9 protein-coding genes and 1 tRNA gene are annotated in these 13,665 nt (G+C 44.7%); 6 read left to right on the top strand and 4 right to left on the bottom strand.

Annotation, left to right across the window (positions count from 1 at the left end; all coding sequences use genetic code 11):
- Positions 1–145 precede the first annotated feature (145 nt).
- Positions 146–901, bottom strand: coding sequence for a phospholipid-binding lipoprotein MlaA (gene mlaA / locus OQV04_RS15145; RefSeq protein WP_000776768.1), 756 nt, complete (start codon positions 899–901; stop codon positions 146–148).
- 293 nt (positions 902–1,194) lie between these two features.
- Here mlaA and OQV04_RS15140 point away from each other — a divergent pair, with 293 nt between their 5' ends.
- Both OQV04_RS15140 and OQV04_RS15135 read left to right on the top strand, forming a co-directional pair.
- Positions 1,195–2,127 (top strand): formate/nitrite transporter family protein, encoded by a 933-nt coding sequence (locus OQV04_RS15140; protein ID WP_032281325.1) that lies wholly within the window; start codon positions 1,195–1,197, stop codon positions 2,125–2,127.
- A 75-nt stretch (positions 2,128–2,202) separates the two neighbouring features.
- Positions 2,203–2,277 (top strand) — tRNA-Arg (locus OQV04_RS15135).
- Positions 2,278–2,372: 95 nt separating this feature from the next.
- Here OQV04_RS15135 and dsdC read toward each other — a convergent pair.
- Positions 2,373–3,308: a DNA-binding transcriptional regulator DsdC gene (gene dsdC, locus OQV04_RS15130; RefSeq protein WP_032281377.1), complete on the bottom strand. Its 936-nt coding sequence runs from the start codon at positions 3,306–3,308 to the stop codon at positions 2,373–2,375.
- A gap of 217 nt (positions 3,309–3,525) precedes the next feature.
- Here dsdC and dsdX point away from each other — a divergent pair, with 217 nt between their 5' ends.
- Together dsdX and dsdA are read left to right on the top strand one after the other, a co-directional pair.
- Entirely contained in the window at positions 3,526–4,863 is a 1,338-nt protein-coding gene (dsdX, locus tag OQV04_RS15125; RefSeq protein ID WP_032281365.1) for a D-serine transporter DsdX, read from the top strand.
- Positions 4,864–4,880: 17 nt separating this feature from the next.
- On the top strand, positions 4,881–6,209 hold the full coding sequence (gene dsdA / locus OQV04_RS15120; RefSeq protein ID WP_032281366.1) for a D-serine ammonia-lyase: 1,329 nt from the start codon (positions 4,881–4,883) through the stop codon (positions 6,207–6,209).
- Between the two features lie 107 nt (positions 6,210–6,316).
- Here the strand turns inward: dsdA and emrY are convergent, their stop codons facing one another.
- Positions 6,317–7,855 (bottom strand): multidrug efflux MFS transporter permease subunit EmrY, encoded by a 1,539-nt coding sequence (emrY, locus tag OQV04_RS15115; RefSeq protein ID WP_001018714.1) that lies wholly within the window; start codon positions 7,853–7,855, stop codon positions 6,317–6,319.
- Complete coding sequence (emrK, locus tag OQV04_RS15110; protein WP_032281367.1) at positions 7,855–9,018, bottom strand: multidrug efflux MFS transporter periplasmic adaptor subunit EmrK; 1,164 nt, start codon at positions 9,016–9,018, stop codon at positions 7,855–7,857. The genes emrY and emrK overlap by 1 nt, the downstream gene beginning before the upstream one ends.
- 414 nt (positions 9,019–9,432) lie before the next feature.
- On the opposite strand from emrK, the gene evgA reads away from it, so the two are divergent.
- Both evgA and evgS read left to right on the top strand, forming a co-directional pair.
- Complete coding sequence (gene evgA / locus OQV04_RS15105) at positions 9,433–10,047, top strand: acid-sensing system DNA-binding response regulator EvgA (RefSeq protein WP_000991370.1); 615 nt, start codon at positions 9,433–9,435, stop codon at positions 10,045–10,047.
- Between the two features lie 4 nt (positions 10,048–10,051).
- Entirely contained in the window at positions 10,052–13,645 is a 3,594-nt protein-coding gene (evgS, locus tag OQV04_RS15100) for an acid-sensing system histidine kinase EvgS (protein WP_071999253.1), read from the top strand.
- Positions 13,646–13,665: the final 20 nt, after the last annotated feature.

Raw genomic sequence — 13,665 nt, 5'->3', positions numbered from 1 at the left:
GAATATCTGAAATAGTCGTGACGAACATCAGTATTTTTACATAATTACGTCCGGGTCATTGTCGGTTTATCTCCTTTTACTTGTGGTAATTGAGGGATAACAACAAAAAAGGTGAGTATTGCGACTCACCTTTTTTATTTGTTTCTTATTCAGAATCGATATCTTTTAAATCATCCTGAATCGCTTGCGCGTTCGGATTTTCCTGCGGTTTGAGTTCGCCGCCATTAGCGATGAAATCATGACGCTGGAAGTACGCTTCGCGCACCATAATATAAGGATCGGACGACTGACGCAGCAGACCGTCGGAATCCAACAACTGCGCACGAGTTTCTATCCCTTCAAGCGTCCATTTACCCACAGACATCGGCCAGGTCAGCCAGGATAGAACCGGGTAAAGACCATCCGCCATATCACCACCGTCATCACGCAGCGTGAAGCTACCGTAGAACGGTAACTGGACGTACGGGCCATAACCCACGCCATAATGACCAAGCGTACTACCGAAGCGGTGAGGTTCAGTCCGTTGCAGTTTCGGGTTCGCCATCCCTGCAACATCAATAAAACCACCCATCCCCAAAATGGTGTTCAGGAAAAAGCGGGTAAAGTGGACCATCCCCTGATAAGGGTCGCCCTGCAAGAAGTAGTTCACCATCACCGCGGGTTCTTCAAGGTTGCCGGTAAAGTTGCTCAAACCGTTACGCGCCGGTTGCGGAACATAATCACGCCAGGCGACAGCGACCGGTCGAACAATATACGGGTCTAGTACGTTGAAGTTGAAGTTGTACATGGTGCGGTTGAACCCTTCTAACGGGTCAGAACGCCCTTGCTGATCTGTACCGGAACTCGCACACCCCACCAGAAGCGTAGTTCCCAGAGCAAGCGCCGACAGGCGAAGCTTCATAAATGTCTCCCTGTTTTTTTATGGCTTATGCAGTTTGCCATCCATGACGGAACGATACCGTATCCGCCTGTTTAGGTGTGGGCGATTGTAACAGCACGTCAACTGATGTCCAGACGCCCTGATTTGCTGATTTGATCATAGCCTGGTAATCGCCGCCCTGTAGGCTACTTGATTCTATGGAAACAGAAAAAGGCAAACGCGGCCTTTTCTTCATTTTCAGAGTAACTCCCGCCAGTTGCGAGCAAAAAAGCCGCTACGCTTTAGTTATACGTGCTAATTCAAGAGAAGAGACCATGGACAACAACAAAATTGATCAACACAGCGACGAAATTGAAGTTGAGAGCGAAGAAAAAGAGCGCGGCAAAAAAATAGAAATAGATGAAGACCGACTCCCCTCCCGGGCGATGGCAATTCATGAGCATATCCGCCAGGATGGTGAAAAAGAGCTGGAACGCGACGCAATGGCGCTACTGTGGTCAGCCATTGCGGCGGGTCTGTCGATGGGCGCTTCGCTACTGGCAAAAGGGATATTTCATGTCGAACTGGAAGGCGTGCCGGGCAGCTTCTTGCTGGAGAATCTCGGTTATACCTTTGGTTTTATTATCGTCATTATGGCCCGCCAGCAATTATTTACCGAAAACACCGTGACTGCGGTACTACCCGTCATGCAAAAACCGACAATGAGCAACGTTGGCTTACTTATGCGGTTATGGGGCGTCGTGCTGCTGGGTAATATTCTCGGGACAGGTATTGCGGCGTGGGCATTTGAATATATGCCAATCTTCAATGAAGAAACTCGCGATGCATTTGTCAAAATCGGCATGGATGTGATGAAGAACACCCCCAGCGAGATGTTTGCCAACGCGATCATTTCCGGCTGGCTGATCGCCACTATGGTATGGATGTTTCCTGCAGCGGGTGCGGCAAAGATTGTGGTGATTATATTGATGACCTGGCTTATTGCCCTGGGTGACACCACTCACATCGTTGTCGGTTCTGTTGAAATCCTCTATCTGGTGTTTAACGGTACGCTGCACTGGAGCGATTTCATCTGGCCCTTCGCACTACCTACTTTAGCGGGGAACATCTGCGGCGGCACCTTTATCTTCGCGTTAATGAGTCATGCACAGATCCGTAACGACATGAGCAACAAGCGCAAAGCAGAAGCACGCCAAAAAGCAGAACGTGCGGAAAACATTAAGAAAAATGATAAAAACCCGGCATAAATGGCGAGGGTTTAAGCAATCGAGCGGCAGCGTACTTACCCCGCAGTCCATTAGCGGGTATACTCATGCCGCATTGTCCTCTTAGTTAAATGGATATAACGAGCCCCTCCTAAGGGCTAATTGCAGGTTCGATTCCTGCAGGGGACACCATCCTTGTGTTTATCCCTAAAACCACATAAAAACCGTAAATTAAATTCGAACTAGCAGGCCGAATAAGGCACACCAGGAACTCGTGGTTTTATTCATTATGAAGTGGTTTTTACCTGTTCTCTTAGCCAGGTAATAAACGCTTCAATTTTTGGCCACTGCCTGCCCGGTAATGTGGTGATGTAATAATGCTGATGGCATTTCACCGTCATATCGCCAAACGGCGCGACGAGCTCACCACTGGCAAGCCTTTTTTGTACCAGGCGTTTTCTTCCCATCGCCACCCCAACATGATTCATTGCGGCGATAACGGCTAAATCAGAGCGATCAAAGCCAATTCCAGAAGATGTCGGCAAATTAACCGCATAATGTTGCGCCCAACTATGCCATTCATCCGTTCCGGAGTCGTTGCTCCATGCCTGTCTGTCATGGAGCAACGTACAGTGGCGCAGGTTAATTACCGTGTTGCTTAAAGCATGTCTTTGAGCGTATTCCGGGCTACATACAGGCAGGATTTCTTCATCCATCAGAAAGTGATGAGTCAGTTGCGCTGACGGCGCGTCATCAAAGTAGATTGCCAAATCGATTCCGGCACGTTGCAGATTGACATTGTCATTACCAGTGAGCACGGTGAGCGAAATAGACGGATAGCGGCGTGTAAAGTCACCTAATGCGGGCACCAACCAGCATTGAGCGATAGAGGGCCGGGAATACAGAGTTAACGTTCCCGATAACTCCTGATTTTTGATATCAAGAATTTCCTGGTTCAGGGTATCCAGCGACGATTTTAGCGCCCAATAAACGCGTTTCCCCTCGTGCGTTAATTCCACTTTGCGATGGGAACGAACAAACAACTGAATACCCAATTCTTCTTCCAGCTGATTGATACGGTGACTTACCGCACTGGGGCTCAGCGACAATTCCTCTGCCGCCAGGGCGAAGGACTGATGCCTGGCAGCCACTTCAAAAGTATGCAGTTTTGATAGTTGCCAGCCGTTAAGCAGTCGATTTCTTATTTCACGAAGGGGTTCCATAATCACCTCATTTTTCTCTTAAGTGTAAAAAAATAGCGGCAAAATTTCAGCTGTAAGGTGATCTAAAGTGAACCATATCTCAATTTACCTTCATTTTTAGATGTAAATCACTCACTTGATGCAATTTGTCTCATGTGAAAGGCAAATTTTATCGTTTGTCAGCCTGTGTTGTTTTTTTGTCCAATATCATCAGGTTAATCACAGGGGAAGGTGAGATATGCACTCTCAAATCTGGGTTGTGAGCACGCTGCTTATCAGCATCGTGTTAATTGTACTGACCATCGTGAAGTTCAAATTCCACCCGTTTCTGGCGCTGTTGCTGGCCAGCTTCTTCGTGGGAACGATGATGGGCATGGAGCCACTGGATATGGTAAATGCTATTGAAAGTGGAATTGGCGGAACGCTGGGGTTCCTTGCTGCGGTTATCGGCCTGGGCACGATACTGGGAAAAATGATGGAAGTATCCGGGGCCGCAGAAAGAATTGGTCTGACACTTCAACGCTGCCGCTGGCTTTCGGCTGATGTCATTATGGTGCTGGTTGGCCTGATTTGCGGCATCACGCTGTTTGTTGAAGTGGGCGTCGTGCTATTGATTCCTCTGGCTTTTTCAATTGCCAAAAAAACCAATACCTCATTGTTAAAGCTGGCTATTCCGCTGTGTACCGCATTGATGGCAGTGCACTGCGTGGTTCCCCCACATCCGGCTGCTTTATATGTTGCCAATAAGCTGGGCGCAGATATCGGTTCGGTGATCGTCTACGGTTTGCTGGTTGGGCTGATGGCATCACTGATCGGTGGCCCACTTTTCCTTAAATTTCTGGGTCAACGACTGCCCTTTAAACCTGTACCCACAGAGTTTGCCGATCTCAAAGTTCGCGATGAAAAAACACTACCGTCATTAGGAGCAACGTTATTGACCATACTGCTACCCATTGCGCTGATGTTGGTGAAAACGATTGCCGAATTGAATATGGCGCGTGAGAGTGGTTTGTATATCTTGCTTGAGTTTATTGGCAACCCTATCACTGCCATGTTTATCGCCGTGTTTGTCGCCTATTATGTGTTGGGTATACGCCAGCATATGAGCATGGGGACGATGCTCACACATACGGAAAATGGCTTCGGTTCTATTGCTAATATTTTGCTGATTATCGGGGCCGGAGGCGCATTCAACGCCATTTTAAAAAACAGCAGTCTCGCTGATACGCTGGCAGTTATTCTCTCCAATATGCATATGCACCCGATTCTTCTGGCCTGGTTAGTAGCTCTTATTCTGCATGCGGCAGTGGGCTCCGCTACCGTGGCAATGATGGGGGCAACGGCAATTGTTGCACCCATGCTGCCGCTGTATCCCGACATCAGCCCGGAAATTATTGCGATTGCTATCGGTTCAGGCGCGATTGGCTGCACGATCGTTACGGACTCGCTTTTCTGGCTGGTGAAGCAATATTGCGGCGCTACGCTCAATGAAACATTTAAATACTATACGACAGCGACATTTATCGCTTCAGTCGTCGCTCTGGCGGGCACATTCCTGCTGTCATTTATCATCTAAGCGCAAAGAGACGTACTATGGAAAACGCTAAAATGAACTCGCTCATCGCCCAGTATCCGTTGGTAAAGGATCTGGTTGCTCTTAAAGAAACCACCTGGTTTAATCCTGGCACGACCTCATTGGCTGAAGGTTTACCTTATGTTGGCCTGACCGAACAGGATGTTCAGGACGCCCATGCGCGCTTATCCCGTTTTGCACCCTATCTGGCAAAAGCATTTCCTGAAACTGCTGCCACTGGGGGGATTATTGAATCAGAACTGGTTGCCATTCCGGCTATGCAAAAACGGCTGGAAAAGGAATATCAACAACCGATCAGCGGGCAACTGTTACTGAAAAAAGATAGCCATTTGCCCATTTCCGGCTCCATAAAAGCACGCGGCGGGATTTATGAAGTCCTGGCACACGCAGAAAAACTGGCTCTGGAAGCGGGGTTGCTGACGCTTGATGATGACTACAGCAAACTGCTTTCTCCGGAGTTTAAACAGTTCTTTAGCCAGTACAGCATTGCTGTGGGCTCAACCGGAAATCTGGGGTTATCAATCGGCATTATGAGCGCCCGCATTGGCTTTAAGGTGACAGTGCATATGTCTGCTGATGCCCGGGCATGGAAAAAAGCGAAACTGCGCAGCCATGGCGTTACGGTCGTGGAATATGAGCAAGATTATGGTGTTGCCGTCGAGGAAGGACGTAAAGCAGCGCAGTCTGACCCGAACTGTTTCTTTATTGATGACGAAAATTCCCGCACGTTGTTCCTTGGGTATTCCGTCGCTGGCCAGCGTCTTAAAGCGCAATTTGCCCAGCAAGGCCGTATCGTCGATGCTGATAACCCTCTGTTTGTCTATCTGCCGTGTGGTGTTGGCGGTGGTCCTGGTGGCGTCGCATTCGGGCTTAAACTGGCGTTTGGCGATCATGTTCACTGCTTTTTTGCCGAACCAACGCACTCCCCTTGTATGCTGTTAGGCATCCATACAGGGTTACACGATCAGATTTCTGTTCAGGATATTGGTATCGACAACCTTACCGCAGCGGATGGCCTTGCTGTTGGTCGCGCATCAGGCTTTGTCGGGCGGGCAATGGAGCGTCTGCTGGATGGCTTCTATACCCTTAGCGATCAAACCATGTATGACATGCTTGGCTGGCTGGCGCAGGAAGAAGGTATTCGTCTTGAACCTTCGGCACTGGCGGGTATGGCCGGACCTCAGCGCGTGTGTGCATCAGTAAGTTACCAACAGATGCACGGTTTCAGCGCAGAACAGCTGCGTAATGCCACTCATCTGGTGTGGGCGACGGGAGGTGGAATGGTGCCGGAAGAAGAGATGAATCAATATCTGGCAAAAGGCCGTTAATAACGTTTCAACGCAGCATCGCCATCCTTTCCCTGGGTGAGCGATGCTGCCGATGGCGCAGACTTAAGATCCCCGGTCTTACCCGCTATAACCCCCTGCTTTTACCATCACCCAACGCCTTTCGCTGTAAACGGCGGTTTCGCAAACCAAACCAAAACCGTAAGTAAGATAAAAGCAATAGCCGCCATACGGAAAATCTCATTTGCAGAAATAGAAAGTGACTGCTGGGTTATTTCATTATTAATTTCATTAAGAACTCCTGAAAGCGAACCATAGTATTTATCCATAATTTGTGACGATGAATTAAACACGGGGTTAAATTGATCGATGGTTGCTGTCAACTGACTATGGTGTAACGATTCGCGTCGTCCCCACAGCGTCATTGTCAACGACGTACCAACGGATCCTGACAAGGTACGAAAAAAATTACTCATACTCGAGGCATTGGCAAATTTATTATCTGGCAACCCTGAAAACGAAATCGTTGTTAAGGGTAAAAAGAAACAGGCAACGGCGAATCCCTGGAAAAACTGTGGCAAAATGATGCCTGTAAAATCAATCGTTGGCATAAATGTCACAGAACGCCAGTAATAGCAAACCGCATACATCAAAAAACTAAATGTCACTAACAACCGCATGTCTATTTTGTTGCCATAACGTCCTATCAAAGGTGAAATTAATAGTGGCATGATGCCGATGGGCGCATAAGCAAGTCCGGCCCATATCGCATTATACCCCATCGTTTCCTGGAGTAACTGCGGCATAAGGACGATCGCTCCAGAGTAAAATAAATACGCGCATGTGATACTCACTATACCAATGGTGAAGTTACGGGACTTAAACAAACTGAGATCAAGAATCGGGTTCTCTGAGGTCGACTCCCAAATGACTAAAGAGATCAGAGAAATAACTGATACTACTGTTAATATTATTATTGTACTCGAGTTGAACCAATCCAGATCGCGCCCTTTATCAAGCATAATTTGCAAGCCACCAACACCGAGCACTAACAGGGTCAGTCCTGGTAGATTCATTTTGACCGGTGAAGTCTCAGTTTCTCTTCCTTTAAGTAAAGTTAAGCATAATGTCAGGACGATAATCCCCATAGGGACATTGATTAAAAATATCCAACCCCAGCTAAAGTTATCACAAATATAACCGCCCAATATCGGCCCACATATCGGAGCGATAATCACGGTCATTGACCATAATGCCAGAGCAAATGTTCTTTTTTCTGGTGGATAATTCCTTAATAATAAACTCTGTGACAGTGGAATTAACGGCCCTGCCATTAACCCCTGAACGACTCTAAAAAATATCAGCACATCAAGATTGGTCGATAAACTACACATTAAGGAAGACAGCGAAAAAAAAGTGACTGAAAGTAAAAATAACCTTAATTCGCCTATTCTTTGTGCCAGCCTGCCGGTAACAGGGATCGCAATGGCATTTGCTACGCCAAACGAGGTGATAACCCAGGTGCCTTCGTCTGTTGATGCTCCCAGAAAGCCAGATATTGTCGGTATTGCGACGTTAGAAATAGTGGAATCCAACATTTGCATAAACGTCGCCAATGACAATGCAATAGTGACGCACCATAACGTCCCACCGGTTAATGGTGCCGGAGTTGATTTAGTGATTGCCATTAAAGTTGTCCATTATGCGAAATAATGTTGCTAATTTCTTTTTCTATCGGACTGGTATCGATAACTAAAGCCTTACTGGTATAAGCCGGCATGGAGGTCACGGTTGAAGCCAGATCAGGCAGCTCAGCAATGTCTTCGTCCTTCGTATCAATAGTTGCAGTCATCGATAAACCAATGCGCAAGGGGTGTTCCATGAGTTCTTTTGGATCAAGAGAAACTTCAACCGGTACACGCTGAACGATTTTGATCCAGTTCCCTGTCGCATTTTGTGCAGGTAATAAGGAGAACGCATTGCCGGTTCCCATATTGATCCCTGTCACCCGGCCATGAAACACAACATTCTCACCATAAAGATCGCTGATAATATTGACCGATTGACCAATCCGTACATCCGTGAGTTGTGTTTCTTTAAAGTTAGCATTAACCCACATTTGACGTGCCGGTACGACAGCCATTAACGATTGTCCGGGACTCACTGTTTCGCCGACCTGAACACTTCTCTGGGCAATATAGCCGGTAACCGGACTCTTAATATCCGTACGTTTAAGCGCCAACCAGGCTTCTTTGGTTGCATCCGCAGCTTCAACGACTTGTGGCTGACGGTTTAATGGTGTGTTCATTACTAAAGCTTTATTCGCTTTATAAGCCTGGATAGCGGCATTCAATGCCGCTTTGCTACTTATTAACGTATCTTTGGTATGCTCCAGCGTTTCTTTTGAAATAACCCCCTGCTTCGCTAAAGGCACACGACGGTTATAATCTTCTAAAGATTGTTGATACTGAATACGTGCTGAAGCAACTTCGGCACTGTATTGTTTATCCTGTAAGTATAGTTTATTCGTTTGCCGAACAATATTTGCCAGATTATTTTTAGCTTTATTGAGTGCGATAGTGGCATCAGTTTTATCCAGTGAAACTAAAATGTCACCCTGTCGAACGTAGTTCGTATCTTTATGATTAACTACAGTGACACTACCTGAGACTTGTGCAGAAATTGGATCTGCATTCCCCGTGACATAGGCGTCATCTGTACTAATCATGTCTTCTAATTCCATTGACCAATAGGCATAGGCACCTGAAAACGCAATAAATAAAACTACCGCCAATAAAGAAAAGTATTTTCTTCTGTTAGAATGTTTTTTATTTGAATTAATCTGTTCCACTTTTATCTCTCATTTCGCATAGATGAAATTTATGAATTGAATGAAAAGAGTATTCATTCTTCATATCAAACACAGTGCATGTGTGCACATTATCCCAGGAACGTTGGAGGCCTAATTTAAATGAGGTGCAAAAAAAACAACAGAGGACTAAACCGTGGCTTTTGCAATACAATTCTTACGCCTGTAGGATTAGTAAGAAGACTTATAGTGCCAACTTGAAACTATAAATCATCGGTACAATCCCTGATTTTATTGTTGACATTTCATTTATGCCGACTATTTATATGGTATACTTGTCGAATTATCTTAAAGGAAGCTCAGATTTTCTTATTTTTATTGAGAAAATGAGATGACGCCTTATGTCTGTATTACTACAGGGAGAAGGGAGATGCTTCATTGCAAAGGGAATAATCTATGAACGCAATAATTATTGATGACCATCCTCTTGCTATCGCAGCAATTCGTAATTTATTGATCAAAAACGATATTGAAATCTTAGCAGAGTTGACTGAAGGCGGAAGTGCCGTTCAGCGGGTGGAAACACTTAAGCCTGATATCGTCATCATTGATGTCGATATCCCCGGAGTTAACGGTATCCAGGTGTTAGAAACGCTGAGGAAGCGCCAATATAGCGGAATTATTATTATCGTCTCCGCTAAAAATGACCATTTTTACGGGAAACATTGTGCTGATGCTGGCGCTAATGGTTTCGTGAGTAAAAAAGAAGGCATGAACAATATCATTGCGGCTATTGAAGCTGCAAAAAATGGCTACTGCTATTTCCCCTTCTCTCTCAACCGGTTTGTTGGAAGTTTAACGTCCGACCAGCAAAAACTCGACTCCTTATCGAAACAAGAAATTAGTGTCATGCGCTATATTCTTGATGGCAAGGATAATAATGACATTGCTGAAAAAATGTTCATCAGCAACAAAACTGTCAGCACGTATAAAAGTCGCCTGATGGAAAAATTAGAATGTAAATCACTGATGGATCTTTACACATTCGCACAACGTAACAAAATCGGCTAACCACATGAAGTTTTTACCCTATATTTTTCTTCTCTGTTGTGGTCTTTGGTCGACCATAAGTTTCGCAGACGAAGATTACATCGAATATCGTGGCATCAGTAGTAACAACCGTGTCACACTTGATCCACTACGTCTGAGCAACAAGGAATTACGTTGGTTAGCGAGCAAAAAAAATCTTGTGATTGCAGTACATAAGTCCCAAACGGCTACGTTGTTGCATACCGATTCGCAGCAACGGGTTCGTGGTATTAATGCTGATTATTTAAATCTTTTAAAAAGAGCGTTAAATATCAAATTAACACTCCGGGAATACGCCGATCACCAAAAAGCAATGGACGCGCTGGAAGAAGGTGAAGTCGATATAGTGTTATCACATTTAGTTGCTTCGCCGCCTCTTAATGATGACATTGCTGCAACCAAACCACTGATAATTACCTTTCCGGCGCTGGTCACCACCCTTCACGATTCAATGCGACCGCTTACCTCATCAAAACCAGTAAATATTGCTCGAGTAGCAAATTATCCCCCTGACGAGGTAATTCATCAATCATTTCCAAAAGCAACAATTATCTCTTTTACAAATTTATATCAGGCATTAGCATCCGTCTCAGCCGGACAGAATGATTACTTTATTGGTAGTAACATCATTACCAGCAGTATGATTTCCCGCTATTTCACTCACTCCTTAAATGTAGTGAAATATTATAACTCACCGCGTCAATATAATTTTTTCTTGACCAGAAAAGAATCTGTCGTTCTTAATGAAGTACTCAATCGATTTGTTGATGCTTTGACAAATGAAGTTCGCTATGAAGTATCACAAAATTGGCTTGATACAGGAAACCTGGCCTTTCTGAACAAACCATTAGAACTCACTGAACATGAAAAACAGTGGATTAAGCAGCATCCCGATTTAAAGGTGCTGGAAAATCCTTACTCGCCCCCCTATTCTATGACGGATGAAAATGGCTCGGTTCGGGGCGTTATGGGGGACATTCTTAATATTATTACCTTGCAAACAGGTTTAAATTTTTCTCCGATCACCGTTTCACACAATATCCATGCTGGAACACAGCTGAATCCCGGCGGATGGGATATATTACCCGGTGCTATTTATAGTGAAGATAGAGAAAATAATGTTTTATTTGCTGAAGCCTTCATAACAACGCCTTACGTTTTTGTCATGCAAAAAGCGCCTGACAGTGAACAAACATTAAAAAAAGGAATGAAAGTTGCCATTCCATATTATTATGAGCTTCATTCGCAATTAAAAGAGATGTATCCGGAGGTAGAGTGGATAAAAGTCGATAACGCCAGCGCTGCATTTCACAAGGTCAAGGAAGGCGAACTTGATGCTCTGGTCGCGACACAGTTAAATTCACGTTACATGATCGACCATTACTATCCTAATGAACTTTATCATTTTCTTATTCCCGGCGTTCCGAATGCATCGCTTTCGTTCGCTTTTCCTCGCGGAGAACCGGAACTTAAGGATATTATTAATAAAGCACTGAATGCAATCCCCCCAAGCGAAGTTCTGCGCCTGACCGAAAAATGGATTAAAATGCCCAATGTGACCATTGACACATGGGACCTCTATAGCGAGCAATTTTATATTGTTACGACATTATCCGTTTTATTAGTTGGCAGTAGCCTTTTATGGGGATTCTACCTGTTACGCTCAGTTCGTCGTCGTAAAGTCATTCAGGGTGATTTAGAAAACCAAATATCATTCCGGAAAGCACTCTCGGATTCCTTACCGAATCCAACTTATGTTGTAAACTGGCAAGGTAATGTCATTAGTCATAATAGTGCTTTTGAACATTATTTCACTGCGGATTACTACAAAAATGCAATGTTACCATTAGAAAACAGTGACTCCCCCTTTAAAGATGTTTTTTCTAATGCGCATGAAGTCACAGCAGAAACGAAAGAAAATCGAACAATATACACACAGGTATTTGAAATTGATAATGGCATCGAGAAAAGATGCATTAATCACTGGCATACATTATGCAATCTGCCAGCCAGCGAACATGCTGTTTATATTTGTGGTTGGCAAGATATTACCGAGACGCGTGATTTAATTCATGCACTCGAAGTAGAGAGAAATAAAGCGATCAATGCAACTGTCGCAAAAAGCCAGTTTCTGGCAACAATGAGTCACGAAATAAGAACACCAATTAGCTCCATTATGGGCTTCCTGGAACTTCTGTCGGGTTCTGGTCTTAGCAAGGAGCAACGTGTGGAGGCGATTTCACTTGCCTACGCCACCGGACAATCACTCCTCGGCTTAATTGGTGAAATCCTTGATGTCGACAAAATTGAATCGGGTAACTATCAACTTCAACCACAATGGGTCGATATTCCTACTTTAGTCCAGAACACTTGTCACTCTTTCGGTGCGATTGCTGCAAGCAAATCGATCGCATTAAGTTGCAGCAGTACGTTTCCTGAACATTACCTGGTTAAGATCGACCCTCAGGCGTTTAAGCAGGTCTTATCAAATTTACTGAGTAATGCTCTCAAATTTACCACCGAGGGGGCAGTAAAAATTACGACCTCCCTGGTTCACATTGATGACAACCACGCTGTAATCAAAATGACGATTATGGATTCTGGAAGTGGATTATCACAGGAAGAACAACAACAACTGTTTAAACGTTATAGCCAAACAAGTGCAGGTCGTCAGCAAACAGGTTCTGGTTTAGGCTTAATGATCTGCAAAGAATTAATTAAAAACATGCAGGGTGATTTGTCATTAGAAAGTCATCCAGGCATAGGAACAACATTTACGATCACAATCCCGGTAGAAATTACCCAACAAGTGGCGGCTGTCGAGGCAAAAGCAGAACAACCTATCACACTACCTGAAAAGTTGAGCATATTAATCGCGGATGATCATCCGACCAACAGGCTATTACTCAAACGCCAGCTAAATCTATTAGGATATGATGTTGACGAAGCCACTGATGGTGTGCAAGCGCTACACAAAGTCAGTATGCAACATTATGATCTGCTTATTACTGACGTTAATATGCCGAATATGGATGGTTTTGAGTTGACTCGCAAACTCCGTGAGCAAAATTCGTCCTTACCCATCTGGGGGCTTACAGCCAACGCACAGGCTAACGAACGTGAAAAAGGGTTAAATTGCGGCATGAACTTATGTTTGTTCAAACCGTTGACCCTGGATGTACTGAAAACACATTTAAGTCAGTTACACCAGGTTGCGCATATTGCACCTCAGTATCGCCACCTTGATATCGAAGCCCTGAAAAATAATACGGCGAACGATCTACAACTGATGCAGGAGATTCTCATGACTTTCCAGCATGAAACGCATAAAGATCTACCCGCTGCGTTTCATGCACTAGAAGCTGGCGATAACAGAACTTTCCATCAATGTATTCATCGCATCCACGGTGCGGCTAACATCCTGAATTTGCAAAAGTTGATTAATATTAGCCATCAGTTAGAAATAACACCTGTTTCAGATGACAGTAAGCCTGAAATTCTTCAGTTGCTAAACTCTGTAAAAGAACACATTGCAGAGCTGGACCAGGAAATTGCTGTTTTCTGTCAGCAAAATGACTAAATAGCGGCTCCCACAATGTT

The sequence above is a fragment of the Escherichia sp. Lx600-2 genome (genome assembly GCF_036662595.1).
Lineage (GTDB): Bacteria > Pseudomonadota > Gammaproteobacteria > Enterobacterales > Enterobacteriaceae > Escherichia > Escherichia coli.
The sequence above is the reverse complement of the archived record's forward strand: the minus strand, read 5'-3'. Positions and strand labels throughout refer to the sequence as shown.

Coding starts and splice junctions, on each gene's coding strand:
- mlaA (WP_000776768.1), bottom strand. CDS start 901: ATGAAGCTTCGCCTGTCGGCGCTTGCTCTGGGAACTACGCTTCTGGTG.
- OQV04_RS15140 (WP_032281325.1), top strand. CDS start 1,195: ATGGACAACAACAAAATTGATCAACACAGCGACGAAATTGAAGTTGAG.
- dsdC (WP_032281377.1), bottom strand. CDS start 3,308: ATGGAACCCCTTCGTGAAATAAGAAATCGACTGCTTAACGGCTGGCAA.
- dsdX (WP_032281365.1), top strand. CDS start 3,526: ATGCACTCTCAAATCTGGGTTGTGAGCACGCTGCTTATCAGCATCGTG.
- dsdA (WP_032281366.1), top strand. CDS start 4,881: ATGGAAAACGCTAAAATGAACTCGCTCATCGCCCAGTATCCGTTGGTA.
- emrY (WP_001018714.1), bottom strand. CDS start 7,855: ATGGCAATCACTAAATCAACTCCGGCACCATTAACCGGTGGGACGTTA.
- evgA (WP_000991370.1), top strand. CDS start 9,433: ATGAACGCAATAATTATTGATGACCATCCTCTTGCTATCGCAGCAATT.
- evgS (WP_071999253.1), top strand. CDS start 10,052: ATGAAGTTTTTACCCTATATTTTTCTTCTCTGTTGTGGTCTTTGGTCG.